The organism is Litorivivens sp. (assembly GCF_057445395.1).
This window is the reverse complement of sequence record NZ_JBVBUV010000001.1, coordinates 50,471-76,323: the sequence shown is the minus strand read 5'-3', so window position 1 is coordinate 76,323 and position 25,853 is coordinate 50,471. Positions and strand designations below refer to the sequence as shown.

The window sequence follows — 25,853 nt, the reverse complement described above, 5'->3', positions numbered from 1 at the left end:
GGCACAACGATCTGAGTAATTGCAGCGTCAATAATGTGAGCTAACAAGCACTGCAAAGAACAACTTCGTCACAGCCTAATTCACGAACTCGAAAGGCTGTGACACAGTAAGCAAAATAATTCAAGCAACACTTCCTCCCAACTCCGCTATGCACGTATGCTTTGTGCAGTATTACCAAACTTAATTCAGGCTGTCGTTGCCGTCGGAGGTTTCACCATGGTAAAGCCGCATCAAACACTGGCTCAGGGATTACTCGTGATCCTTTTCTCTCTAACACTCAGCGCCTGTGGCGGCGGCTCCAGCTCGTCTGGCAGCGGTAGCGTAGCCCCACCACCGGCCGAACCCAACAACACATCTGTTGCAGACGGCGTTAATGGGCCGTTGGATGAGGTACAAACCCCTGTCTCAGAGAGCGTGTTTGGTCAGATCATTGCCGGAGCCGAAGGTACCCCCCTGGAGGGAACCCTGGACTGCGTTCGTCAGGCAGTTGTTATTGATACGCTCGACATTCTGGACTCTGTAGCACTAGCCCTGTCAGAGGCTGCATCAACTCAGGATCCGGCCGTATTTGAGGCGGCTTCGGGTAATATCCAATTCTCGCTGGACGAGCTGTCTAAGGATTTGCCCGGTGCCCTGGGCGTACTTACCGGCGAAGATTGTAACGGCTCTGGAACACCCGGCAGCAACCCATTGGCAGACACACCACTGGCGCCGCTGGGCGACGCCCTCGCACCTGTCCTGGCCCAACTATCCACTAACGAGTCGGGCAACGGTCAGGATGCAGACCTGTACTCATTGGCACTACTGAGCAACCAACTGGCCACCGCATTCCAAAGCGGCATGAGTCAGCTCCCTGCTGAAATCACCGGAGCCCCCTTCCTGGGTGGCGCTCTGCAGACATTGAGCACAGCACTTACCGATATTGACACGACGCTGTACTGGTTTTCCCGATACAACGGCGATGCTGCCGCGACAGCTCTCGAAGCCGCGCTGAATCGCGCGCTGACTAACACGCTGACAACCATCGTGCCGCTGACCATGTTGGAGGCACAGGCGGGACAGCCCGGTGTACTGAGCACACCGATCGCACAGGGTATCGACCAGCTTACCTCTGCGCTGGGCACCAACCTGCTTTCTGTGGCTTTACCGGAACTGGCCAGCGCCATGAACAATGAACTGGCACCGGTATTGGACCCGATCGAAAATACGCTTTTACCTGCGATTCTGCTGGCAGCGTATTCCGGACTCGGCGACAGTGAAGGCACAGACCCCATATCTCTTCTACTGGGCACGGTAAGCAGTGGCCTGGCAGGTGGCGGCAGCGGCAGTGGTGGTGGCCCAACCGGCACACCGCTCGACCTACTGCTTGGCCCGATTATCAATATCACCGGTGGTGCTTCAGCCTGCCCTTTCCAGGACACTCCGCTCGCAAGCGGATGCAGCCTGTTTACACTGCTACCCTAACTATTTGCGCTCCGTCCTCAACAGAGGCCGGAGCATATTCTCCAAGCCATTGAGCTTCACTTCGTACATCAGCCCTAATTGCTCGCCTAGTTTTCCTGAAGGAAAGCCCTGCTGGTGGAACCACACCAAATAGGGCTCCGGCAATTCCAGCAACTTGCGACCTTTGTACTTACCGAAGGGCATGGTCTGGTTGATAGCAGCCAGTAAAAACTCCTGATCACATTCAAGGTTCATTGCGCAATTTAATCCTGTCCACGGGCCAACCGAGTTGCCCATTAATCACTATCCGTGCCATTAAGCTTATTCCGATGAGCTTTATCAATCATTGTAGTTACGCGTTTCCGGTCTTGGACAAGGCGACCCCGTCTTTCTATAGTGAAAACGGATATTACGTGGCCGATATACCGGCCCACAGTGGAGGAACCATCATGGCTATCGCTCCCCGCATTGAAGCCCATCTGGAAAGAATCGGCGTAGCGTACGATCTCGTCGCTCACCCCCATAGCAGTACAAGCATGCAATCAGCTATATCGGCAAAGGTACCACCAACCCAGGTTGCCAAAGCCGTTATTGCCCACGATGGCGACAAATACTGCGTCTGCGTCATGCCCGCAAACCGGCGCTTGGTTTTAGACTGGCTAAATCAACGGATGCACGGTAGTTACCGCCTTGCCACCGAAGATGAAATAGCCGCGCTCTTCGACGATTGCGAAACCGGCGCGATACCCGCCCTGGGGCAGGTGTATGGCATGCCCGTGGTCTGGGACGATGAATTGAATGACGTGCAGGACATCTATTTCGAAAGTGGTGACCACGAACATCTAATTCATCTGGAACACGCCGCGTTTATGGAGCTGATGGGGCTCCAGGCCCACGACATCATCAGCTGCATGCCAGAAGAAGCCGGCGCGACCTTTCACTAGCGCTGCGCGACCGTCTTCTGTATACAGACAAACCAATCCGGCGGCGAAGCCACCGCCGGGATTGGTTATTATTTCACCACAAAATCTTCCCAGCGTACGTTGCGCAGGCGTCGCATATACTCCCAAGTCGTCCCGGCCCAATTATTGGTTACTCGCCCGCCATCTTTGTACCAGCTGGCATCAAGCGAATTCCAGACCATACCCTGCAGCCTGCGCTGCAATTCATCATTGTAGGCACGCTCTACATCAGCCTTCACTTCTAGAGCCCCTGAACCACTCATACGCTTGATACACGAACAGATATACTTGGCTTGCGCCTCTGCCATCAACACAATCGAGTTATGCCCCAAGTTGGTATTAGGGCCATACATCATGAAGAAGTTTGGAAAGCCGGCCGTACAGACACCCAGATAAGCATGCGCGCCACCTTGCCAATGATCACGCAGCGATTTTCCGCCAGCGCCAAAGATTTCCATCGGCGCCAGAAAGGGGTTGGTTCGGAACCCGGTACCAAAAATAAGCACGTCGGCATCGTGGCGCAAACCGTCAGCCGTGACCACACCGCGTTCAACGACCTTAGCGATGGGTTCTGTCACAACATCCACGTTGTCCCGCGCCAGCGCTTCAAAATAGTCATCGGAAAACAATACCCGCTTGGCACCAACCGGATAATCCGGAGTCAGCTTGGCCTGCAGCTCCGGATCTTTCACCGTTCGCCGAAGGTAGCGCATGTGGGTCCAGCGAAACCAAGCCTGTATTAATCGGTTTCCCGTGAGCATTGGATAAACCAGCCACTCGTTACGCGCCCATAAGCGAAAACGATACAGTCTCGCCACAAGCGGAACGCGATCTGCCAACCATTGTTCCCACGGCTTGTACGGGCGATCGAATTTGGGCATGACCCAATTGGCAGACCGCTGAAAGACCGTGAGTTGCTTAGCCTGCGACGCAATCTCCGGAATAAACTGTAATGCACTGGCGGCATTGCCAATCACCGCCACCCGCTTGTCTTTCAAGCTAACATCATGACGCCAGCGCGCGGAATGAAATTGCGGCCCTCCGAAATCATCCAGGCCGGCAATGTCCGGAATAAAGGGACGATGCAGCTGTCCCACCGCCGACACCAGAAAGCGAGTACGCAAACGCTTGCCCTGCACAGTTTCGATCTGCCAAATGCGCTGCGCCTCATCGTAATGGGTAGATGCAACTTCTTGTTGAAACTGGATATGCTTATAGAGGTCGTATTTGCTCGCGGTATGCTTAAGGTAGCCCAGAATCTGCGGCTGCTCCGACCACTTGTATTCCCACTGCGCATTATGTTCAAACGAATAGCTATACAGTGCAGAAGGAATATCACACTCAGCGCCTGGGTAGGTATTCTCGCGCCAGGTGCCGCCAACTTCGTCTGCCTTCTCCAGCAGTGTAAAACGACTAATACCCGCCTGCTGCAACGCAATGGCCATGGCAAGCCCGGAAAATCCGGTACCAATAATCACTACATCGTGTTCCGCCTGCTCTGACATTACTGCTCCCACCAATTTTTATTTTCTACCGAATGCAATAACCAATGCATTTAACTGAGCATCATACGCTAGTGCTGCGGATGGTAGCATGCCGCAGCGCCTGATAGTTTGCAGCAGGCGCCAACGTGTGATCCAAGTATCTCCGCTAGAGATAGGTGTCGTAATACTCGGCAAAGGAGTCAAAGGTGAAGTCCAATGCGCGCGTGGAAATGGCAGATTTCATACCATCAAAGCCGTGGAAACAGCCCGTGAATAACTCAAACTTGACGGGTACCCCCGCGCCCTTCAACGCATCCGCGTAGGCTATGGTTTCATCCCGGAAAGGCTCCAGATCACCGACAAAAGTAATGGTAGGCGGAAAATCGGTATAGTCCTGATTTCGCGCTGGTGCTGCGTAGTCTGGCACCGAGCCATCCGTTGCCTGTCGCCCCTTTAGGTAAAGACTCCAAGCGAGTTTATTATTCGGCGTACCCCACAGCGGCGCAAGCATGTGCTGACCGGATTCCGTCTGGTGGCGATCATCAATCATCGGATAAATCGGCATCTGAAAAGCAACATCAACGTCTTTTGTGTCGCGCGCTTTCCAAGTAAGAGCGGCTGTCATACCGCCACCGGCACTGTGGCCGCCAATCATAAATTTATCGCTGCGCGCACCCAGCTCCGCTGCATGATCACGCGCCCACAACAAAGTGTCGTAGCAATCATCAAAACCGGCTGGAAATGGCGCATCGTGCGCTTTGCGGTAATCAGGCGCCACCACGATGCACGGGCGAGCCTTAATAAAACGTTCAATCAACATGCCAAACAGCTCAGGGCATCCCAGTACGTAGCCACCACCGTGAATATAAAGCAGTATCGGCAATGGCTGATCTGCTGATGCATTCTCCGGTTTGTAAATACGCACCCTGATATCCGGGCCACCGTGCGTACTTGGGATGTATCGCTCGTCGTTGACCAGTCCTTTTATCTCTTTACCACGGGAAAAGCGCTCTGCCTTGCGCATCAGCTTTATTCCCCATTCTCGACTGATCAGCCACGCTATACTCATGGTGGGCCGATAGTATCGCTGCAGTTCCGGATCGAGCTGATGTTTTTCAATTTTCATGGTAGCGCTGCCTGATTTTTATGATTGCAACAAAACTACGACTCTAGCAGTTTTAGGCACAGAACCAAATGGTCGCTAGTCGCGCAATACCCACCCCAGCAAACTATCTTGCGATGGTGGCTGTGCACTGCCTGTCAGACTGGCCAGCACCCCCTTTGCCAGCTGCTTGCCCAGCTCGACACCCCACTGATCAAAGGAATTAATCCCCCAGATAACGCCCTGACAGAACACTTTGTGTTCATATAGCGCGATAATATTCCCCAGCGCTCTTGGACTTAACGAGTCAAACACCAGGGTATTGCTTGGTTTATTGCCGGGAAAACTCCGGTGTGGGAATAACTGTTCCACCTGCGCATCAGTCATGCCGGCATCGCGCAATTCAACACGTAACTGCGCCGACTCTTTGCCTCGCATCAGTGCCTCACCCTGCGCAATGGCATTGGCTATCAGCATACGGTGTCCCTGCGCATCACCGGTATCGCTTTCCCGGGCAAACAGGATATCGCAGGGAACGAGATCGCTACCCTGATGCAGCAGCTGATAAAACGCGTGCTGCCCGTTGGTACCCGGCTCGCCCCAGATCACAGGTCCGGTGGCGCAGGCAACAGGCTGGCCATCAAGGCGAACGCGTTTGCCGTTGCTTTCCATATCCAGTTGCTGAAGGTAAGCTGGCAGCCGGTGCAAACGCTGACTATAGGGCAACACCGCATGCGTTGCCGCCCCCCAAAAATTGCGATACCAAACCCCGAGCATCGCAAGTACCACTGGCATATTCTGCTCGAGCGGCGCGGTTCGGAAATGTTCATCCATTGCCTGCGCACCCGCAAGCAGCTCGCGAAAACGCGGCATGCCGATAGCCAGCGCTATGGACACGCCGACGCTGGACCAGAGCGAATAACGACCACCAACCCAATCCCAGAACAGAAAGGTGCTTTCATCAGCAAATCCGTGCTCGCGTGCAACCTCGGCCTTAGTGGTTACCGCGACCAGATGCGACTGAATATTCTCACCGACACTCTGTTCAAGCCAACGCTGGGCTACCGCCGCATTGGCCATGGTTTCCTGCGTAGTAAAGGTTTTGGAAACCACTACAATCAGGGTTGCCTGCGGATCTAGCTGTGCCAGCGTGTCATGGATCTGAGCCGGATCAACATTGGATACAAAATGCACAGCCGGGCCATCACTGGCGTAGGGCTTCAGTGCGTCGGCCACCATCGCCGGCCCCAGGTCAGAACCACCGATTCCAATATTCACAACATGCTTGATTGCCGCACCGGTTGCACCTCGGTGCTTGCCGGAACGTACCGCCTCGACAAACGCGGCCATCCGCTCCAACTCGTGGTAAACATCAGGCACCACATTGCGCCCGGCAACCTCAATACGCTGATCGGCTGTGGCGCGCAGTGCCGTGTGCAAAACCGCACGCCCTTCCGTGGCATTAATTGCGTCACCGGCAAACATTGCGTCACGCCGTTCAGCAATGCCAGCCTGCGATGCAAGTTCAATCAGCAACGCCAACGCAGTATCGTCAAGCCGGTTTCGGGAATAGTCGAGAAACAACTGATCCACTTGCAGGGAATAGCGCGAGAAGCGCTTTTCGTCCTGTGAAAACTGATCACGCATGTGCACAGGCGCCAGCCGCCGCTGAGCCTCAACCAATTGTTGCCAGATTACTCCCTCGCCCGCAGTAAAACCGCTCATCCTGTCACCCTGTTCTAGGTCATTATTGGTTATAGATGTGAGTTCTCAGTTGCTCACACGATCATGACGGCGCGGTGGCGCACGACAGTCGTAAGGCCTGAGCACAGCCAATCAACCCCGGCTCAGCAGCGGTAATGATCGCGAGGGGAATCGCTGCACACAGGTCGCTGAAGCGCCCCTTGTGGTCAAATGAACGACGGATAAGGTCAGTATCCACCAGATCCAGCATTTGAGGCAAAATGCCGCCGGAAAGATATACGCCATCGTAAGCGCCAATCATCAACGCAGCATCCCCGGCAACACCCCCCAGAATAGCGCAAAAATCCTCTATTGTGCGTTTGCACAGCGCATCACCTGTACGCGCACCCGCGGTAATTTCCGGCGCACTCAATGTTTTTTCAGCCCCCTCTAGGCAAGCGTTAGCCCAGTAAAGGTTGGCAAGGCCCATACCTGACAGCAACCGTTCAACCGAGACCCTCTCGTAGCGTTGCCACAGCTGTTCCAGGATAGCCGCCTGATGCGCATTTACCGGCGCAAAGCTCACATGCCCGCCCTCCGAGGGCAGAATCTCGCCCCCCGAAGTCAGCGCAGATACTCCCAAGCCTGTGCCGGCCCCAACCACCGCTGTTACACCGCTGGCGTTAGCGACTGGGCGCGCATTGCCCAGCCACAAGAGATCGTCAGCGCCCAATGCCTGAATGCTGAGTATTTGCGCACTAAAATCATTGATGACAGTAACCGGTAGCCCGAGCGATTGCTCAAGGGCACGCACACTAAACGCCCAATGATTATTAGGCAGGTCGATCCAGTCCTGCCCCACCGGACCGGCCACCGCCAGACAGATTCTCTCTACGCGAGCGAGATGCCCATGCGCCTCACCCCACGCCAGATAACTGCGCACGGCCTCCTCAAAATGCGGATAGTTGGCACAGGCGAATTTTTTAACGGCCTGAATATCCTCCGAACCCGTCACTCTGTCACCTGAACGCACACAGGCAAAGCGCGCATTGGTTCCACCAATATCTGCAACCACCTGAACGGTCTGATTTTCTGCCGCAGCCACCTGCGCTTTACTCCTGTCCACCAATTGTTAGTGCATCGCACCGGCTTCTCGCTAAATTACAGAAAAAACCATAAGATTGAAGAGTTGCCAGATCCGGATTAATTTTATTACACCTTGTTTCAACCCTGCCCCAAAACCGACGAATGATGCCATGAGTGTACTGAGCCAGTTAAAAGCCCAACGCGATACCCTGAGCAAAGCCGAGGCCCGACTCGCGGATGCCATTCTCGCATCTCCCGAAGAAACCGTGAACATGGCAACCGCTGAACTTGCCCGTCGCGCCGGCGTCAGCGATCCGATGGTATCGCGTTTCTGCCGCAGCCTGGGCTGCAATAGTTTTCCCGAGTTCAAAGTTCAGCTGGCAAAAAGCCTCGCTCAGCGAGCAAGCTTTATAACTGAGGCCGTCAATCGTGACGACTCGACTGCCACGATTATCGAAAAGCGCATCAGCGCAAATCAAGCGGCGTTGGAGTACTTACGCACGCATATCGACAGCGCCACCGTGGAAGCCGCTGTCACGCATCTGGCGCAAGCGCGTCAAATTGTGATCGCCGGTATGGGCGGCGCAGCCGCTATCGCCCAGGATGCACAACACAAACTATTCCGCCTCGGTATACCCAGCATCGCCTACAACGACCACCTTATGTTGCGTATGGCGGCTGCCGGAGCTTCTGCACAGGACTGTTTTCTTACCTTTTCGTTTACCGGCCGCACACGAGCGATGATTGACATTGCGGAACTGGCAAAAGCCAGCGGTGCTAAGGTACTGGCGATAACCAGCCCCCGGTCGCCGCTTGCCGAGCAGGCCGATGTAGTCATCACTTCAGGCGACGAACTCGAAGATACTACCATCTATGTACCCATGACGACGCGCATCGTTATTCTGTCGATAATCGACATTCTTGCGACCGGGTTGGCGCTCAGTAAAGGCTCGGCGGCTGAAGAGCAGCTGCAAAAGATAAAACACAGCCTCGATGTGACCAAACTCTGATCAAACAGTCAGTGCTGCCGCATCCCGAGCCAGCGCTTCAATGCCAATCCAGTCAGCACTCGCGATCAACTGTTTCTCCAGCATCCAGGTGCCGCCAACACATAACACATTAGGTAAAGATAGGTAATGTGCGGCATTAGCCGGACTGATGCCGCCGGTAGGACAAAACCGCAGTTGCGGCAGGGGGCCGGACAGCGATTTGAGCATTGCCACACCACCTGCAGCTTCCGCCGGGAAAAATTTGAGATGGCGCAGGCCCTGCTCCAACAGCAGCATGGCTTCGCTGGGGGTGTTAACACCTGGCAAAAGCGGCACTCCAACTTCACGGGCCGTAGCCAGTAGATCAGGGGTGCAACCGGGGCTAACCAGAAATTGCGAACCCGCATCCCGAGCTTGCACCACATCCTCCCGACTCACCACCGTACCCGCCCCCACAATCGCATCGGGCAACGCCGCTCTAACGGCGCGAATAGCGCCGAGTCCGTGTTCGGTTCTCAGCGTTATCTCCAAAACAGTAAGGCCACCACGATACAGGGCTGTGGCGAGCGGCACGGCATGCTCCGGCTGTTCAATAACGATGACCGGAATAACCGGGCAACGCGACATAATGGAATCCAGATCCAGCATGGGGTCTTATATCCTGTGCAAGTAAACTGCTTCGGCCAACAGCATCATGGTGCCCAAAACACATCAAGTGGAAAGCCAAACAAGGCGCGTACCGGCATATCACTGATATCAACGCCGGCTCGCGCCATCTCATATACTGAACGTTTTTCGGCACCTGTAATAAGCAACAGACGCTTCCGCGCGCTGGACAGATAGTCCAGAGTTACTGTCATCCGCTGGGTATACGGGCCGGTCACTGCACTGGGAATGGCGTCTATCGCAGCGCAGCGCGGAGGCTTCACCTGCGATGCCTGACTGACAGGCAACGCGATCGCCTCCTCCAGACCGGTGGCATGCGGGAAAAGCGATGCGGTATGACCGTCGCTTCCCATACCCAGCAGGCAGACGTCTGGCCGCGCAGGAAGCGCCGCGTAGCGCTGCTCACACTCGGCAAGGCCCTCATGTACATCTGCGGCAGACGTTTTCATTCCCACCAGATGAGCCTTTGCTGCCGCGCCCGTCAGCAGGTTTTTGCGAATAAACATCTCATTACTCGCTTCGTGATCTGATGACACCCAGCGCTCGTCCACCAGTGCCACGTAAACTCTGGACCAGTCGATATCTGCCTGCGACAACACGTTGTACACCCCCCGAGGACTGCTGCCGCCGGACACCAGAAATACGGCCGTACCACGCATTTCGATAGCGTGGGAGAGAATCCGAACGATATCCTCGGCCAATGCCTTCTCCAGGCTGGCTCGATCGGGGAAAGATCTGTCGTTAATCACGGTGCCTGATACTCGCCGGCGTTGAACCAGCTGAAGCCATCCTCGGCCAGCAACTCATCCGACTCGGGAGGCCCCCAACTACCGGCGCGGTATAGGTGAGGCGTATCGTCAGATCGCTGCCAGGCTTCAATGATCGGGTCAATCCAGGCCCAGGCGTGATCTACCTCGTCACGATGGATAAACAGGCTGGGATTGGCCGCAACCGCGTCGAGAATCAGACGCTTGTAGGCATCACTCTTAAAGCCTTTATAAGCCTCCGAAAAGTTAAGATTGAGGGTGACTGGCTTCAAATTCATGTCCAGCGTATCAAGGTCCTTGGACATCATCGACAGCTGAATACTCTCTTCAGGTTGCAGACGTATAATCAAACGATTGGGGAGCAAAGGCCCCGTATCAGCGCCGTAAACGCGATGGGAAACTTCTTTGTACTGGATGACAATTTCAGCGCTGCGCTGCTTCATGCGCTTGCCGGTGCGCAGGTAGAACGGTACCCGCGACCATCGCCAATTATCAATATAGGCGCGTAACGCAACAAAGGTTTCCGTATTACTGCCGGCCTCTCCCAGCTCTTCCAGATAGCCTGGAACAAGCTTGCCTTTCTGGTTGCCAGCCACATATTGCCCGCGCACGGTATGTCGCATCACATCCTCATCACGCATAGGGCGCAGCGCTTCAAGTACTTTGACTTTTTCCGCCCGAATACTGCTGGCATTCATTTTGTGAGGCGATTCCATTGCCACCAGACACAGCAGTTGCAGCAAATGATTTTGCACCATATCCCGCAACGCACCGGCCTCATTATAAAATCCCGCCCGCCCTTCAAGGCCGACTGTTTCGGAAATACTGATCTGCACGTGATCGATCGTTTTCGCATCCCAAAGATGCTCAAATATCACATTGGTAAAGCGCAGCGCCATCAGGTTCTGCACGGTTTCTTTACCGAGATAATGGTCAATACGGTAGATGGCCGCTTCGTCAAAATAGCGCGCGATCTCATTATTTATGGCAGTGGCGCTGGCTGCGTCGTAACCCAATGGTTTTTCTACCACCACCCTGCTATGGCGGTTAACCAGCCCATAATCGTGGAGGTGATGACAGCAGATACCGAAGATGGTCGGAGGGATTGCCAGATAGTAAACTCGCACGCGATCCGCTTCGTTGTTAAGCTTTTCAGCCATCACCTGCCAGCGCTGATCTGACGTGGCGATATCCAACTCCACGACTTGAACATAGTCGCAAAATGTTTTGAACCCGGCTTTACTGTATTCGCCCGGCGACAGGTATTCCTGCAAAGCCACATCCGCCTGCTCAAGATAGGCATTCGGATCGCGGTCGCCACGGCAGCAAATGAAAAGCCGCGAGCCCTCCGGTAACTTTCCCTCACAGTACGTACGATAAAGTGCCGGTAGAATTTTTCGAAATGCGAGGTCGCCTGCGCCACCAAATATGACGATATCAAAGGGTTCGGCGGACACACTTTGCCGATTGTCTGTTGTCTGTGTTGTCACCTATACCCCCAGAACCGATGCGCCCGATTCAGCACTGCTGACCACTCGTCGAAAACTGGCGAACAGTTCTCTACCCATACCCTGTTCGTGCCCGCCGGCGTAGTCAGCTGGCGGTCGCGCCAGCGCTGCGTCGTCCATTACTTTCAATATTCCCTGTTCGGCATCAAGTTCAATCATGTCACCATCGCGCAGACTGGCAATCGGGCCACCGTCCAGCGCTTCGGGTGTCAGGTGAATTGCCGCTGGCACCTTTCCAGATGCGCCTGACATTCTCCCGTCTGTCACTAGTGCAACTTTATACCCGCGGTCTTGCAATACACCCAGCACCGGCGTCAGCTTGTGCAGCTCAGGCATGCCGTTAGCTTTCGGCCCCTGAAAGCGTACAACGGCGATAAAATCCCTATCGAGTTCCCCGGCATCGAAACGCGCTTTAACTTCATTCTGGTCGTCAAAGATAACGGCCGGCGCACGCAACACCCGATACTCAGGTTTGACCGCGGAGGTTTTGATGACTGATCGCCCCAAGTTTCCCTGCATCAAACGCAGTCCTCCTTCGCGACTGAAAGGCGCCGAGCAGCTTGAAATGATCTCGCTATCCAGACTTGCCAAGGGACCGGAGCGCCATTGAACCTCACCGTCTTTGTCCAGAAAGGGCTCATCGCAATAGTGACGCAAACCCTTGCCAGCAATGGTTGATACGTCCTCATGCAGCAGGCCATTGTCCAGTAATTCGCGAATTAGCAGGGCCATCCCGCCTGCGGCGTGAAAGTGATTCACATCGGCCAATCCATTGGGATAGATTCGGCACAACAGGGGCACAACTTCAGAGAGCTCCGCCATGTCCTGCCAGTCAATCAACACGCCCGCCGCACGTGCTATAGCCACCAAATGAATGGTGTGATTGGTTGAGCCACCGGTTGCCAACAAGCCGACAATCGCATTGACGATGCTTTTTTCATCGATCATTTCCCCCAGTGGCATAAAGTCCGGCGACAGTGGCGACAACTGATTGAGATGGGTCACGGCTGCCCGGGTCAGCGCCAGTCGCAGTGGTGTGCCGGGGTTCACAAAGGAGCTACCGGGAAGCTGCATTCCAAGAATTTCCATCAGCATTTGGTTGCTGTTGGCCGTACCGTAAAACGTACAGGTACCAGCGCTGTGGTAAGACTGACTTTCCGCCTCCAATAGCTCATCTCGCCCCACCTTACCCTCAGCATACAGCTGGCGAATTCGACCTTTCTCCGCATTGGGCAGACCAGACTCCATTGGCCCGGCTGGAACAAACACACAAGGCAAGTGACCGAAGGACAGGGCAGCGATGGCCAAACCGGGCACGATCTTGTCACACACGCCAAGGCACAGCACGCCGTCGAACATATCGTGAGACAGCGCCACCGCCGCACCCATGGCAATGGTGTCACGACTGAACAGGGACAATTCCATTCCTTCGCGGCCCTGGGTCACCCCATCGCACATGGCAGGCACGCCACCCGCAAACTGCGCGACTGCCCCCAGCTCTCTGGCAGCCTGTTTGATCTGGGCCGGATAATCCTGAAAAGGCTGATGCGCCGACAGCATATCGTTGTAGGCGGAAACAATCGCAAAGTTGGCTGCCCGGTCTACCGCCAATGCCGCCTTATCATGGGGATCGGAGGCGGCAAAGCCGTGCGCGAGATTACCACACGACAGCTGCGTGCGAGACACGCCGGGACGATGCGCACGCCGGATTTTCGCCAGATAATCGCGTCTGGTATCGCGACTGCGTTCAATGATGCGCTCGGTGACGCGCTGGATATCGGCTTGGATCACGCTATTACCTTTGGCCGTGGAAAAGTGATGAGACACTCAGGCCCCAATATTTAGCACCATTACTAATTATCCAGATTAAAACGTTTACATCAATACAATTATTTAACTTAATTAAATAATTTAACTGGAAAGCCTGATTTCACAAAAACGAGCCCGTCATTTCTTAGCATAGCTGCAAACGCGGAGAAGGTGCCGAGTGCGCGATACCCCGGGCGATACAATGGGCGACTGAGTACGAGAACTGCCTTGCCCCGCCCAGCGCACCATGCCCACTCTTGTGCGCCGCAGTAATTGCAGCGAGACAATCTGCTATTTCACCTGCTGCTTGGCCAGCTTTCTCGCCAGGGTTCGCCGATGCATTCCCAGCCGCCGCGCTGCTTCAGATATATTGAAGTCAGTCTCCGCCAGCGTCTGGTGAATCCGCTCCCACTCCAGCGTTTTGATGGAGGTCTGGCGACCACTGATTTTAACCTCGGTGTTGCCCTCGGCTTGGTTGAAGGCCGCTTCAATATCATCGGTATTGGACGGCTTGGCCAGGTAGTGGCAGGCACCCAGTTTTACCGCCTCCACTGCCGTGGCAATACTGGCGTATCCGGTGAGCACCACTATCAACATATCCGGGTCATGCGTATGCAAGGCTTGCACACAGGCAAGTCCCGACGCTTCACCATCAAGTTTAAGGTCGACCACAGCATAGCCCGGAGAATGCTCTGCCAATACCGCTTCGGTGGTTTCCAGGCTGGAAGCATTGAGCACGGCATACCCGCGCCGCTCGAACGAGCGGCGCAGCGTACGGGCGAAGGCCTCATCGTCTTCCACCAACAACAATGTGCGCTGTTCGTCTTCGTTACCGACATCAGACATGGTTTCAATCCTCCTTCAACAACAGAGCATCCAGCGGTAGCTTGAGCACAACCTCAGCCCCGCCCTCAGCGAGATTGCGAGCCTGAACCTCACCCCCGAGTGTACGGGTAACATTAAACACCAGAAACAGGCCGAGACCACTTCCGGGCCGCCCTTTGGTCGACTGATACGGCTGACCGAGTCGATTGTAAACCTTGCTGGAAAAACCCGGCCCGCGATCAAAAACACGCACCACCAACATATCACCGTCGCGAGCCACTTCCAGCCCTACCCACATCGGCGACGCTTCCAAGGCATTGTCCAGCAGGTTGCAGACGGTTTGCTTCAACACCGAGTCCGACGCAATATCCACATCTTCACCGAAACGGTTCTCAAAATGCAGCTCCTGGCTTTTACGCGTGTTTTGCCAGTCTTTGATCAGATCCTCGAAAAACTCACAGACCGTAGTCTCCTCGGATGACTCACCGCGCGTTTCCCCCGCCGACATCAAAATACCGCTAACAATCGCCTTGCAACGCCGAACCTGAGCCTTCATTTCTTCCATATCGGCCACAAGATCAGGATCGGCGCTAAGAGCATCCATATGCTTCCAATCACCAAGAATGACGTCGATTGTTGCCAGCGGCGTTCCCAGCTCATGAGCCGCGCCCGATGCCAGCAAGCCCATGCGCAGAATATGCTCCTCTTCCGCCGCACGACGTCGCAACTCAGCCAGCCGCGCATCCCGATCCCGCTGGGTACGGGTAATCCGGTTTACAAAAATTACCAGCAGCGCGGCATTGAGCACCAAACAGATAAACATGCCCTGCACGTAGAAGCTTTCGATACCCAAGTGATAGTCCAAGGGCAAATTCAGCGAATGGGCCGTTTCGGCCAACCACAAAAAACAGAGAGTCGAAATAGCCAACAACGCCCAGGCCAGCGGCGCAGCCATCAACACCGCCGCCAGCCCCACCTGCAGTACGTAAAGAAAAACAAAGGGGTTGGTAGCACCGCCGCTGAGATGGAGCTGAAAGGTAAGCGTGCCCATATCCACCAGCAGCCCGACAAAAATTTCGAGCGCATGAATGCGACGTCCGAGGCGCAGGCTAATCTCGTACAGCCCGTTAAACACCACCAATGCCGCTAGCACACCAAACATTTTCTGCAGCGGCAGCTCAACACCAAAGCTGAAATGGGTCACAAGAATAGTCAGCAACTGTCCGAGCACCGCCATCCAGCGCAGCTGCACCAGCTGACGCATGTGCTTGCTCAGGGTATCGCTGTCACTGTTGCTAACAATCAGGTGGCGGGGCTGCTGCAGGCTGATGCGCAGCTTGGCGGGTGTGGGAATCATACGCCGGTCTCGTGCAGAAAAAGCCCAGTATACGCGCGCCTTAGCTTTGGCGCAGTTTCCGCTGCTCTCGCACGACGATGACACCGGCAATTACGACCATCAGCGCCAGAGCGTACCAGGTCAGCGCATACACCAGGTGTGAATTATGGAACCGCACAACTGTCAGGCCGCCGACCGGGCCTTCAGCACTCTGACCGAGGCCTGGCGAGCCGGGCTGCTGTGCTGCCGCGTCGATAAAATAAGGCGCAAGAGAAAGATTGAGTGCACTGCCGATGGCGCCGACATCTCTGGAATACCAGCGATTGTCCGCTGGCACATTGTCGCGCAGAAAACTGCCGCCGGGCTCACTTAGCCGTAACAGTCCGGTTACCTCTACTGGCCCTGCAGGAACTGGCGCCGGCTCGCCCCCTTGCGCCACAAATCCGCGATTCACCAGAATAGTTCCGCGGGACCGGGTACGCAGGGGAGACATGATCCAGTAGCCGCTACCCAGCTCGGTCGCGGCCACTACTGGTGTATCCGCCGCGTCAATAAACTCGCCTTTGACCCTGACAGCGCGGTACTCATCCCGCTCACGGCTAATCGCCTGCCACTCACTGGGTAACGGTGCTGCAACTGGCGACGCGTTAACTCGCTCAGCGACGCGCGCCATCAAATCCTGTTTCCAGGCACGCCGCTCTAACTGCCAGTTACCCAACGCAATAAAGCCGACAAACGCAACGATCGCCACGAACAACACGACAAGCTGCCAGCCCAGGCGCCGACGCTGGATGCCCTGCTCGGCAACCATGCTTACATCATGCCGGGCATCATGTTTACATTCATGTTGTACATGACCCACAACGATCCGAACAGGGTGATAAATAGCAACACGGCCGTAAACAGCAAGGAGAGCATATTCCAGCCCCCTTCCGAATGAAAATTCATATGCAGAAAATAGACCATGTGAACCACGATCTGAACGGCAGCAAATGCCAAAATGATTAAGGAGGTCACGCCATCAGATGAAAAGACGTCACCCATCACCAATACAAAAGGAATGGCCGTAAGAAAAACAGAGGCCAGGAAACCGATCATATAGCCACTGAAAGACGCGTGCGGTGCCTCTTCTTCGTGGTGATCGTGATGATTTGTGTCGTGTAGGGAATGCTCGCTCATGTCATCGACCCCATCAGATATACGAAGGTGAAAACGCCAATCCAGATCACATCAAGAAAATGCCAGAACATGGAGAGACAAAACAATCGCCGTCGGTTAGCCGCAATAAGGCCGTGCTTGTTTACCTGAACCAGCAAGGTTATCAGCCAAATCAGACCGAAGGTAACGTGCAAGCCATGGGTACCCACCAGCGTAAAGAAGGACGAGAGGAAGGCACTGCGCTGCGGCCCCGCCCCCTGGTGAATCATATGATAGAACTCATAGAGCTCAACCCCAAGAAAGGCTGCACCTAGCAAACCGGTTATTGCCAACCAGACCAGCGTGCCCATCTTCTTGTTCTGCTGCATTTGCAGCATCGCAAAGCCATAGGTAATCGATGAAAACAACAGGAACGCGGTATTTAGTGCCACCAGCTGTAGATCAAATAGATCACCGCCGGTAGGACCGCCGGCAAAGCTCTGGCTCAATACACCATAGGTGGCAAACAGAGCGGCAAAGATGAGGCAGTCGCTCATCAAATACATCCAGAACCCAAGCAGCGTGCCATTGGGTACGTGATGCTCGCCGGGCACCAGGAATTCCAGCTTGCCGGTTTCTCCGGCATTCATGGTTGCAGAGTGAGACATCAGGCCAGTACCTCGCTTCCAGAATCATTGCTTCGCTGCGCTTCCACCAGCGCCACCTCTTCCGCGGGAATGTAATAGTCACGCTTATAGTTAAAGGTGTGCGCAACGGTTGCGCCAATCAGGCCAACAAACGACAACCCGGCAATGAGCCACATGTGCCAGATCAAGGCAAAGCCCAACACGGTGCTGATACCGGCAATTACAATACCCGCTGCCGTGTTCTTCGGCATGTGAATGGGAACAAAGCCGTCTTTGGGGTGCTGATAATCATGGCTTTTCATTTGCCACCAGGCATCGTTGTCATGAACTCGCGGGGTAAACGCAAAGTTATATTTCGGCGGCGGCGACGTCGTGGACCACTCAAGCGTTCGCCCGTCCCACGGATCGCCGGTCTCGTCGCGCAATTGGTCGCGCTTGCGGTAGCTGGCGTAGAACTGGAACAGGAAGCAGAAAATACCAATACCGATCAATATGGCACCCAACAGTGCAATCTGGAACCAGATCTGCAACGAGGGGTCATCAAAGTGACTCATGCGACGGGTTACCCCCATCAAGCCCAGCACATACAGCGGCATGAAGGCCAAATAGAAACCAACCAGCCAGAACCAGAACGACATCTTGCCCCAGAACTCATCCAGCTTGTAACCGGTCATTTTCGGGTACCAGTATGCAATAGCGGCAAAAACGCCAAACAGTACACCGCCGATTATGACATTATGAAAGTGTGCAATAAGGAACAAACTATTGTGCAGCACAAAATCAGCCGGTGGCACAGCGAGTAACACACCCGTCATGCCGCCAATGACAAAGGTCACCATAAAGCCGACCGTCCACAACATCGGCACATCAAAACGAATGCGACCGCGGTACATAGTAAATAGCCAGTTAAATACCTTGGCACCGGTGGGTATCGAGATAATCATGGTGGTGATGCCGAAGAAACTGTTAACGGTAGCGCCTGAGCCCATGGTGAAGAAGTGGTGCAGCCATACCAGATAAGACAGTATGGTGATAACCACAGTGGCGTATACCATCGACGAGTATCCAAACAGACGCTTGCCGCTGTAGGTAGCCACAATTTCAGAAAACACACCAAACAGCGGCAGGATCAGGATGTACACTTCCGGGTGACCCCAGATCCAGATCAGATTAACGTACATCATGGCATTGCCGCCAAGATCGTTGGTGAAGAAATTCATATCAAGATAGCGATCGAGCGACAGCAGCGTAAGCACCGCAGTCAAGATCGGGAACGCCGCCACGATCAGAATGTTAGTACACAGTGCGGTCCAGGTGAAAATGGGCATTTTCATCAAGCTCATCCCCGGCGCCCGCATTTTGACAATCGTCACCACAAAGTTGACGCCAGATAGCAGCGTACCCACGCCGGCAATCTGAAGCGCCCATATATAATAGTCTACCCCCACGCCCGGGCTTTGCATTATTCCGGTAAGTGGCGGATAGGCGAGCCAGCCAGATTTGGCAAACTCCCCCACAAACAGTGACATCATGATTAGAACTGCACCTGACGCCGTCATCCAAAAACTGAAGTTATTCAGAAACGGAAAGGCGACATCGCGCGCTCCAATCTGCAGTGGCACAATGTAGTTCATCAGCCCGACAACAAATGGCATCGCCACAAAGAAGATCATGATGACGCCGTGGGCGGTAAAAATCTGATCATAATGATCCGGCGGTAGATAACCCATCGAATCACCAAACGCGATCGCCTGCTGAATACGCATCATGATGGCATCGGCAAAACCGCGCAGCATCATTACCACACCCAGGATCATATACATAACCCCGATGCGCTTGTGATCGATACTGGTAAACCATTCCCGCCACAGGTAACCCCATAACTTGGCCCGCGTAACAGCGACCAACAGCGCTATGCCACCTACCGCCACCATCAGAAAGGTCGCGATGATAATGGGATCGTGATACGGAATGGACTCCAGACTGAGTCGGCCAAAAATCAACTTGGTTAGGTCGAACTGTTCAGACATGAGAACTACCGGCGCGCATGCGCTCTACGGGTGAATCGGAAAGCTGGATAACAGCTAGGGTTACAGGAAAATTACTGAAGACCGAATCAATGCGCATAATGCTCTCCTGCATCGAGCTTATGAGCGGCGTGCTGTGTATGACTCTTCATCATGTCCTTCATACAAAGCGTGCCGGGTTCCACACACCGATTCAGAATTTTGTCGTACAAACCGGGCATCACAGTACGGTAGTAGCGCACTGGCTCATACTCGCTCGGCAGCGCCAGCTGCTTGTAGATCGGCCGTGTCATAGGTTGGCCTTCACGCTTGACTTTGTCCCGCCAGGCGTCGAAATCCGCCTCGGTCATTCCATGGAATTTAAACCGCATACCATTGAAACCGGCACCAGAATAGTTAGCCGAAAAACCGTCAAAAACGCCGGGTTCGTTTATGACCGCGTGCAGTTTGGTTTCCATTCCGCCCATCGCATAAATCTGGCCAGCCAGCGCGGGAATATAGAATGAATTCATCATGGTGGTTGCGGTAATTTTGAACTTGATCGGCCGATCCAATGGTGCAGCCAATTCATTGACCACAGCGATATCGTACTCCGGGTAAAAGAACAACCACTTCCAATCCATAGCAACCACCTGCACTTCCAGCGGCTCGACGCCCTCCGGAATCGGCTTTCCCTCATCAATGCGCGACAGTGGACGATAGGGGTCCAGCTGATGCGTACTCACCCAGGTCATGGCACCAAGGGCGATAATAATCGCCAGCGGTGCGGCCCAAATGACCAGTTCAAGATGAGTGGAGTGATCCCAGTCAGGCTTATAGGTAGCCTTGGTATTAGAAGCTCGATAGCGCCAGGCAAAGAAGAAAGTGAGCGCGATCACCGGTATCACAATGATCAACATAAGGATGGTTGCCCATACGATCAGGTCTGCCTGCTGGGCCGCAATGTCGCCAGAAGGGGACATGACAACCCAGTTACACCCGGTGAGAAACACCGAAAAGGCCACCAAAAACAGGGCTTGAATCAAGCATCTGGAAACAGACATCGCCACACGTATATCCAGCTAGTGAAAACGGTCGGAAACTCTACGCGATTTGTCAGAACGAAAGAATTGGACAATTTGTCCTATGGTTGGCGCAGATCAAAACCGGTAATCTGTGCTTGTCCTGAATTACTTGATCGGAAATTCGCCTAATCATGGCCACTACTACACATACTGAAGCCGACATGCAAACTCCCGCCGGACACTCTCCGGTTGCCCCGGCGGAAATCGCCGTGGGCGTCATTATTGGTCGCGCATCTGAGCACTTCGATTTCTTCGTTTTCGGTATTGCATGCGTTCTGGTTTTTCCGCAGGTGTTCTTTCCGTTCACCGACAACCTCAACGGTATGCTTTATGGCTTTGCCATTTTCGCCATGGCATTCGTATCGCGTCCCTTCGGCACTGCGCTGTTCATGAGCATACAGAGACGCTGGGGACGCAGCGTTAAACTTACCGCGTCGCTATTCTTGCTCGGTACGGCAACGGTCGGTGTTGCCTTTCTTCCTGGCTATCACAGCATCGGCGGCACAGCCATTTTTCTGCTCGCCATGTTCCGCATTTTGCAAGGCTTTGCCCTCGGAGGTTCCTGGGACGGTCTACCCACCCTGCTCGCATTGAATGCTCCCAAAGCCAAACGCAATTGGTACACCATGTTTGGCCAACTCGGCGCACCCATCGGCTTTCTGCTGGCAAACATGCTGTTCTTGTACCTAATTCTCAGCGTGAGCCCTGAAGACTTTCAAGCGTGGGCCTGGCGCTATCCATTCTTCGTCGCCTTCGCTATCAATGTGGTCGCCCTGTTTGCCCGTCTGCGTCTGGTGTTGACCGAAGAATACACCTTTGCGCTCGAAGAGAGCGCACTGGAACCCATCAGCACCCGCGAGATGCTAGACAAGGAAGGACCAAACATTTTCCTCGGTGCTTTCGCCGCACTCGCAAGCTACGCCTTGTTCCACATTGTCACAATTTTTCCGCTGTCCTGGATTTCATTCAATCAGTCGCAGGTTATCGATGACGTGCTTCAAATTCAGATATTCGGCGCAGTAATTGGCATTATTGCCACGATTTTTTCCGGCATCATCGCCAGTCGCGTTGGTAAACGCACCACTGTTGGTGTGATGGCTGTCTTGATCGGGATCTTTGCACTGTTTTCACCGATGCTGATGAATGGCTCAGCGAGCATGCAGAATGCCTTTATTCTTATTGGTTTTGCCCTGCTAGGTGTTTCCTATGGCCAGTCGCAGGGAACCGTGACCACCAACTTCGCTAGAAGATTTCGTTACTCCGGTGCAGCTCTTACTTCAGATTTTGCCTGGCTGTTCGGCGCCGCCTTTGCGCCACTGATTGCACTTGGCCTATCGGTTAAATTTGGGCTTACCGCCGTTAGCCTCTACGTATTGTCTGGTGCTCTATGTACGCTACTGGCGTTGTATATCAATCGTCAGATTGAACGAAATGCCTGACCTGGCTTTATCGTCCGACTCTGGCACTTACATGATACGTAAAGGCAAATCGCCTGATAGTAAAATACACAACAAGTCACCTGCTTAAACCGCGCTGCTCCCTAAGGTCATCAGCGCGGCATTGCCCCCCGCCGCTGTAGTATTGATCGTCACCACCTTTTCCCAAGCGTAGGCATACAACGAATACCCACAAGGCTGTTCTGCAATCAACGGCACAGGCACACCTTCGCGCTGCGCCAACAGGCGTGCAATACCTTGCCGCTCAATACTTGTACACGCAGTAAAAACTCCCTGAATATCACCATCTGAAAGTGAATTGTTACCGTCACTCTTTTCCAGCAGGACAAATCGTTCAGGCACGGTCTCGATGCAGCGCGTTAAAACACCGTACCAGGCAGCCGGACATTTCAGAGACACTCGATTACCCATCAACAACGCACTAAAGACGGCAGCAAGGCAGTCGTCAATGGCATCGCCCTGAGTGTAAACACCCAGCAGGTGTCCACGTGGTTCGTAAAGGAGACGGTTGGACTCACCGGTAGGCCCCGGCAGGTTTTGGGGTTCGGCGTAGTCTCGTTCGTAGACCGTGGCGATTTCCGTCAAGCGACGCTGTGTACTCTCGCTAATAAAACCGTGCAGACACGTGATAAATGGGTAAGTCTTTGACGTCAACTTCTCCGTTGAGGCAACAGGAGATCCAGCACTTACTAATCGCTTAAGGCTGTTCGGTCCGCCCACTTTCGGGCCGGTACCCGAGTACCGCCTGCCACCAAAGGGTTGCACTCCAACAACCGCGCCGACCATGTCCCGGTTTACATACACATTGCCCACCTGCACCCGGCTCGCAATAATATCGACGGTGCTCTGCACCCGACTGTGGATACCCAGGGTCAACCCATAGCCACTGGCATTAATCTGATCAACCACCTGATCGAGCTGATCCGCGCGATACCGTATGACATGTACGATGGGGCCGAATACTTCTTCCGGTAGAGTAGACAGCGTGTCAATTTCATACAAATGCGGCGCAAAGAACGTGCCGTCCTGCGTCTCTGACAGCTGTTCGCAGCGGTGCAGTAAACGTCCGCAGCCATCAAGATATTTCAGGTGCGTCTGCAAACGCTGCAGCGCCCGTTCGTCAATTACCGGCCCTACGTCGGTTGCCAGTAAACAAGGGTCGCCGACACACAGTTCGTCCATTGCACCTTTAAGCATGGCGATAATAGCAGGCGCGGTTTCCTCCTGCAGAAACAACACGCGCAGTGCTGAACAGCGCTGCCCGGCGCTGCGAAATCCAGAGCGGATCACATCGTCCACTACCTGTTCAGGCAATGCTGTAGAGTCGACCACCATCGCGTTCACACCGCCAGTTTCTGCTGTAAACGCAACCGGTGCATCGCAGCGATCAGCCAATGCTCTTGACAGCCACCGCGCTGTTGCCACAGAGCCCGTAAACGAAACCGCCTGAATTCTCTGATCGTCGATCAGCACTTCACCCACGGCTCGCCCTGGCCCGAGAACAATTTCAACCACATGCGTTGGTAGGCCACTCTCGTACATCAATTGCACCGCCCGCACTGCAGTCAGACTAGTTTGCTCAGCTGGCTTGGCCAACACACAGTTGCCCGCTGCCAAGGCCGCTACAACCTGCCCAACAAAAATGGCCAAGGGAAAGTTCCAAGGACTGATACACAGCACCACGCCGCGCGGTGAACCTATTTGCACACTGCATTCGGAGTCAATCTGCTGCGCATAGAAGCGACAGAAATCCACGGCCTCACGTATTTCTGCGAGACTGTCCGGCAGGGTTTTTCCCGCTTCTTTTACACACAGCAACATGAATTCTTCCCGGTGGCTTTCCATTGAATCGGCCAACCGCCGCAGAATATCCGCCCGCTCATGCGCCGTCGTTTCTCGCCATGCATCAAACGCCTGGTGCGCCGCCGCCAGCTTATCGCCCATTGATTCAACACTGTCGTAGTCGAGTCGACCGACGAGTTCGGCTTTCCTTGCCGGGTTGAACACACTGACAGCACCAACTTCCAGACTGTCCAACCGCGCCCGCCAGCACTGCTGCATTTCATCACGCAATCGCCGCAACCAGTTACTGTCGCTCCAACAAAATCCGGCGGCGTTAGTACGATAGTCTTGCCGCGCTGGCGGTGTGGCTCTCGGCCCGGTCAGATAGTTAGCTTGGCCGGTAACAGCAGTAGCAAATAGCTCCGGGGGACGCGGTATCGCCGGGTTATGCCACAATCGCTGTACCTGGAGTGCTGCTCTTGGATCGCCAATCAGCGAAGACACTGAACGACGAGCGTCAAGAACCTGATTCACAAAGGACGTATTGGCGCCATTTTCCAACAAACGCCGCACCAGATAGGCAAGTAAATCCGCATGCTTCCCCACTGGGGCATATATCCGGCAAGCCAGCCCCGTGTCCGCCAACAACTGCCCGTAGAGCGCTTCACCCATGCCGTGCAAGCGCTGAAATTCAAAGCCGGTACGCTGCTCATCCATTTCAAGAATTGCGGCCACGCTGTGGGCATTGTGGGTTGCAAATTGTGGAAAAAACCACGCTCTGCCGGCTAACAGACGTTTCGCACAGGCGAGATACGCAACGTCAGTTGCGGCTTTGCGGGTATAGACTGGGTAATCCGCCAAGCCCTGGGTCTGAGCCAGTTTGATTTCGGCATCCCAATATGCGCCCTTAACCAGCCTTACGGGAATGCGCCGTCCCATCGTCTGAGCCAAAGCCTGTAACCACGCAATAACATCAGGAGCCCGCTTCTGATAAGCCTGAACTGCGAGACCAAAACCATCCCATCCCTTCAATGCCGGCTCCGAAAAAACGGCAGCAAAAACTTCCAGCGACAGCTCTAGACGAGCTGCCTCTTCGGCATCTAGCGTGAGTGTCAGGTTATTGTTCCGAGCTAATAGCACCACCGACAACAGGCGAGGCACCAATTCCGTCAGTACGCGACTTCGCTGTGCAACCTCATAGCGAGGATGCAACGCAGATAACTTGACTGAAATTCCGGCACGCGACATCGACTCAAGAGATCTCGAAGCTGAGTCACGAGAATGCCGACCAATGGCCTCAATGGCATTGCGGTAATTGGCTAGATAACGCTCTGTATCAGCGGCGGTGCGAGCGCCTTCGCCAAGCATATCGTAGGAAAAGGAGTATCCCTGCGCCTCCTGCGGAATCCCACGTGACAGCGCGGTATCGATTGTCTGCCCCATCACGAAAGCGTCGCCCATCAAACGCATCGCATAGCGCGCTGCTTCGCGAATGACCGGCTGCCCTAGGCGTTTGACGGTTCGCCTGAGTACTGATAGCAGGTGGTCATGATGCTCCTGACCGAACCGCACCAGCTGTCCGCTAATGAGCAGCCCCCAAGCTGACGCATTAACAAACAGTGAATGACGATGCCCTATATGATGAGGCCCGACATGCGCTGACCAGTTACCCGCGAGAATTTTGTCAGCGATTAGGCGATCGGCAGTGAGGTCATCAGGTACGCGCAGCAAGGCTTCTGCCAAGCACATCAACACGACTCCCTCGTCAGACGACAGGGAATATTCCTGCAACAAGGCATCGACCCCTGCTCGATGTTGCTGATCGCGACGAATAGCGGTAATCAGGCGCGCCGCGTAATCGGCTACTCGCTCAGCAGTTGCAGATTCGAAGGTCGCCTCAGGTAAAAGTGTCTGCAGGCAAGTTCTATCATCGGCAAGGTAGCGCCCGGACAGATCGGGCGACGTAGCACGAGTGCGCTCGCTGGCGTGAAGCCATTCTCCGTGCGTCAGAACAAACTCATCGCGCATAGCCGAGTGCCTATCCGTCTCCCTTGACTCTACCGTACCGCGAATAGCACG

General features: G+C 54.5%; 21 protein-coding genes. 4 read left to right on the top strand and 17 right to left on the bottom strand.

Annotated elements, in window-relative coordinates:
* Nucleotides 1–216: 216 nt before the first annotated feature.
* The gene (locus tag AC222A_RS00315; protein ID WP_486774535.1) at nt 217–1,464 is read left to right on the top strand and encodes a hypothetical protein; all 1,248 of its coding nucleotides are present in this window, start codon (nt 217–219) and stop codon (nt 1,462–1,464) included.
* Here the strand turns inward: AC222A_RS00315 and AC222A_RS00310 are convergent, their stop codons facing one another.
* Nucleotides 1,465–1,698, bottom strand: coding sequence for a DUF3820 family protein (locus AC222A_RS00310; protein WP_372748526.1), 234 nt, complete (start codon nt 1,696–1,698; stop codon nt 1,465–1,467).
* A 194-nt stretch (nt 1,699–1,892) separates the two neighbouring features.
* Between AC222A_RS00310 and AC222A_RS00305 the strand changes: the two genes are divergently transcribed.
* Nucleotides 1,893–2,387 (top strand): aminoacyl-tRNA deacylase, encoded by a 495-nt coding sequence (locus tag AC222A_RS00305; RefSeq protein ID WP_372748527.1) that lies wholly within the window; start codon nt 1,893–1,895, stop codon nt 2,385–2,387.
* 68 nt (nt 2,388–2,455) lie between these two features.
* Here AC222A_RS00305 and AC222A_RS00300 read toward each other — a convergent pair whose 3' ends face one another.
* The 4 genes from AC222A_RS00300 to glk all read right to left on the bottom strand — a co-directional run bounded on the left by AC222A_RS00300 (nt 2,456) and on the right by glk (nt 7,779).
* Nucleotides 2,456–3,910 (bottom strand): flavin-containing monooxygenase, encoded by a 1,455-nt coding sequence (locus AC222A_RS00300; protein WP_372748528.1) that lies wholly within the window; start codon nt 3,908–3,910, stop codon nt 2,456–2,458.
* 145 nt (nt 3,911–4,055) lie between these two features.
* Complete coding sequence (locus AC222A_RS00295; RefSeq protein WP_372748529.1) at nt 4,056–5,015, bottom strand: alpha/beta hydrolase; 960 nt, start codon at nt 5,013–5,015, stop codon at nt 4,056–4,058.
* Nucleotides 5,016–5,090: 75 nt separating this feature from the next.
* Nucleotides 5,091–6,716: a glucose-6-phosphate isomerase gene (pgi, locus tag AC222A_RS00290; protein ID WP_372748530.1), complete on the bottom strand. Its 1,626-nt coding sequence runs from the start codon at nt 6,714–6,716 to the stop codon at nt 5,091–5,093.
* Between the two features lie 61 nt (nt 6,717–6,777).
* Nucleotides 6,778–7,779, bottom strand: a complete 1,002-nt coding sequence (glk, locus tag AC222A_RS00285; RefSeq protein WP_372763736.1) for a glucokinase — start codon at nt 7,777–7,779, stop codon at nt 6,778–6,780.
* A 151-nt stretch (nt 7,780–7,930) separates the two neighbouring features.
* Here glk and AC222A_RS00280 point away from each other — a divergent pair, with 151 nt between their 5' ends.
* Nucleotides 7,931–8,770, top strand: coding sequence for an SIS domain-containing protein (locus tag AC222A_RS00280; protein WP_372748532.1), 840 nt, complete (start codon nt 7,931–7,933; stop codon nt 8,768–8,770).
* Here the strand turns inward: AC222A_RS00280 and AC222A_RS00275 are convergent, their stop codons facing one another.
* From AC222A_RS00275 to cyoA, 11 genes are all read right to left on the bottom strand, one after another.
* Nucleotides 8,771–9,397 (bottom strand): bifunctional 4-hydroxy-2-oxoglutarate aldolase/2-dehydro-3-deoxy-phosphogluconate aldolase, encoded by a 627-nt coding sequence (locus tag AC222A_RS00275; protein ID WP_372748533.1) that lies wholly within the window; start codon nt 9,395–9,397, stop codon nt 8,771–8,773.
* 44 nt (nt 9,398–9,441) lie between these two features.
* Entirely contained in the window at nt 9,442–10,164 is a 723-nt protein-coding gene (gene pgl / locus AC222A_RS00270; protein WP_372748534.1) for a 6-phosphogluconolactonase, read from the bottom strand.
* Nucleotides 10,161–11,672 (bottom strand): glucose-6-phosphate dehydrogenase, encoded by a 1,512-nt coding sequence (gene zwf, locus AC222A_RS00265; RefSeq protein ID WP_372758383.1) that lies wholly within the window; start codon nt 11,670–11,672, stop codon nt 10,161–10,163. The genes pgl and zwf overlap by 4 nt, the downstream gene beginning before the upstream one ends.
* A complete protein-coding gene (gene edd / locus AC222A_RS00260) occupies nt 11,673–13,481 on the bottom strand; it encodes a phosphogluconate dehydratase (RefSeq protein WP_372748152.1) in 1,809 nt (602 codons plus the stop codon).
* Between the two features lie 309 nt (nt 13,482–13,790).
* Nucleotides 13,791–14,345 (bottom strand): response regulator transcription factor, encoded by a 555-nt coding sequence (locus tag AC222A_RS00255; RefSeq protein ID WP_372748151.1) that lies wholly within the window; start codon nt 14,343–14,345, stop codon nt 13,791–13,793.
* A 4-nt stretch (nt 14,346–14,349) separates the two neighbouring features.
* Complete coding sequence (locus AC222A_RS00250) at nt 14,350–15,681, bottom strand: ATP-binding protein (RefSeq protein WP_372763735.1); 1,332 nt, start codon at nt 15,679–15,681, stop codon at nt 14,350–14,352.
* Nucleotides 15,682–15,721: 40 nt separating this feature from the next.
* Complete coding sequence (locus AC222A_RS00245) at nt 15,722–16,471, bottom strand: SURF1 family protein (protein WP_486774534.1); 750 nt, start codon at nt 16,469–16,471, stop codon at nt 15,722–15,724.
* 2 nt (nt 16,472–16,473) lie between these two features.
* Complete coding sequence (cyoD, locus tag AC222A_RS00240) at nt 16,474–16,839, bottom strand: cytochrome o ubiquinol oxidase subunit IV (protein WP_372748148.1); 366 nt, start codon at nt 16,837–16,839, stop codon at nt 16,474–16,476.
* A complete protein-coding gene (cyoC, locus tag AC222A_RS00235; protein WP_372748147.1) occupies nt 16,836–17,465 on the bottom strand; it encodes a cytochrome o ubiquinol oxidase subunit III in 630 nt (209 codons plus the stop codon). The genes cyoD and cyoC overlap by 4 nt, the downstream gene beginning before the upstream one ends.
* Complete coding sequence (gene cyoB, locus AC222A_RS00230) at nt 17,465–19,474, bottom strand: cytochrome o ubiquinol oxidase subunit I (RefSeq protein WP_372809265.1); 2,010 nt, start codon at nt 19,472–19,474, stop codon at nt 17,465–17,467. The genes cyoC and cyoB overlap by 1 nt, the downstream gene beginning before the upstream one ends.
* 86 nt (nt 19,475–19,560) lie before the next feature.
* Nucleotides 19,561–20,514, bottom strand: coding sequence for a ubiquinol oxidase subunit II (gene cyoA, locus AC222A_RS00225; protein ID WP_372758380.1), 954 nt, complete (start codon nt 20,512–20,514; stop codon nt 19,561–19,563).
* A 152-nt stretch (nt 20,515–20,666) separates the two neighbouring features.
* Between cyoA and AC222A_RS00220 the strand changes: the two genes are divergently transcribed.
* Complete coding sequence (locus tag AC222A_RS00220) at nt 20,667–21,974, top strand: MFS transporter (RefSeq protein ID WP_372798718.1); 1,308 nt, start codon at nt 20,667–20,669, stop codon at nt 21,972–21,974.
* Between the two features lie 84 nt (nt 21,975–22,058).
* Here AC222A_RS00220 and putA read toward each other — a convergent pair whose 3' ends face one another.
* The gene (putA, locus tag AC222A_RS00215; protein WP_486774533.1) at nt 22,059–25,802 is read right to left on the bottom strand and encodes a bifunctional proline dehydrogenase/L-glutamate gamma-semialdehyde dehydrogenase PutA; all 3,744 of its coding nucleotides are present in this window, start codon (nt 25,800–25,802) and stop codon (nt 22,059–22,061) included.
* Nucleotides 25,803–25,853: the final 51 nt, after the last annotated feature.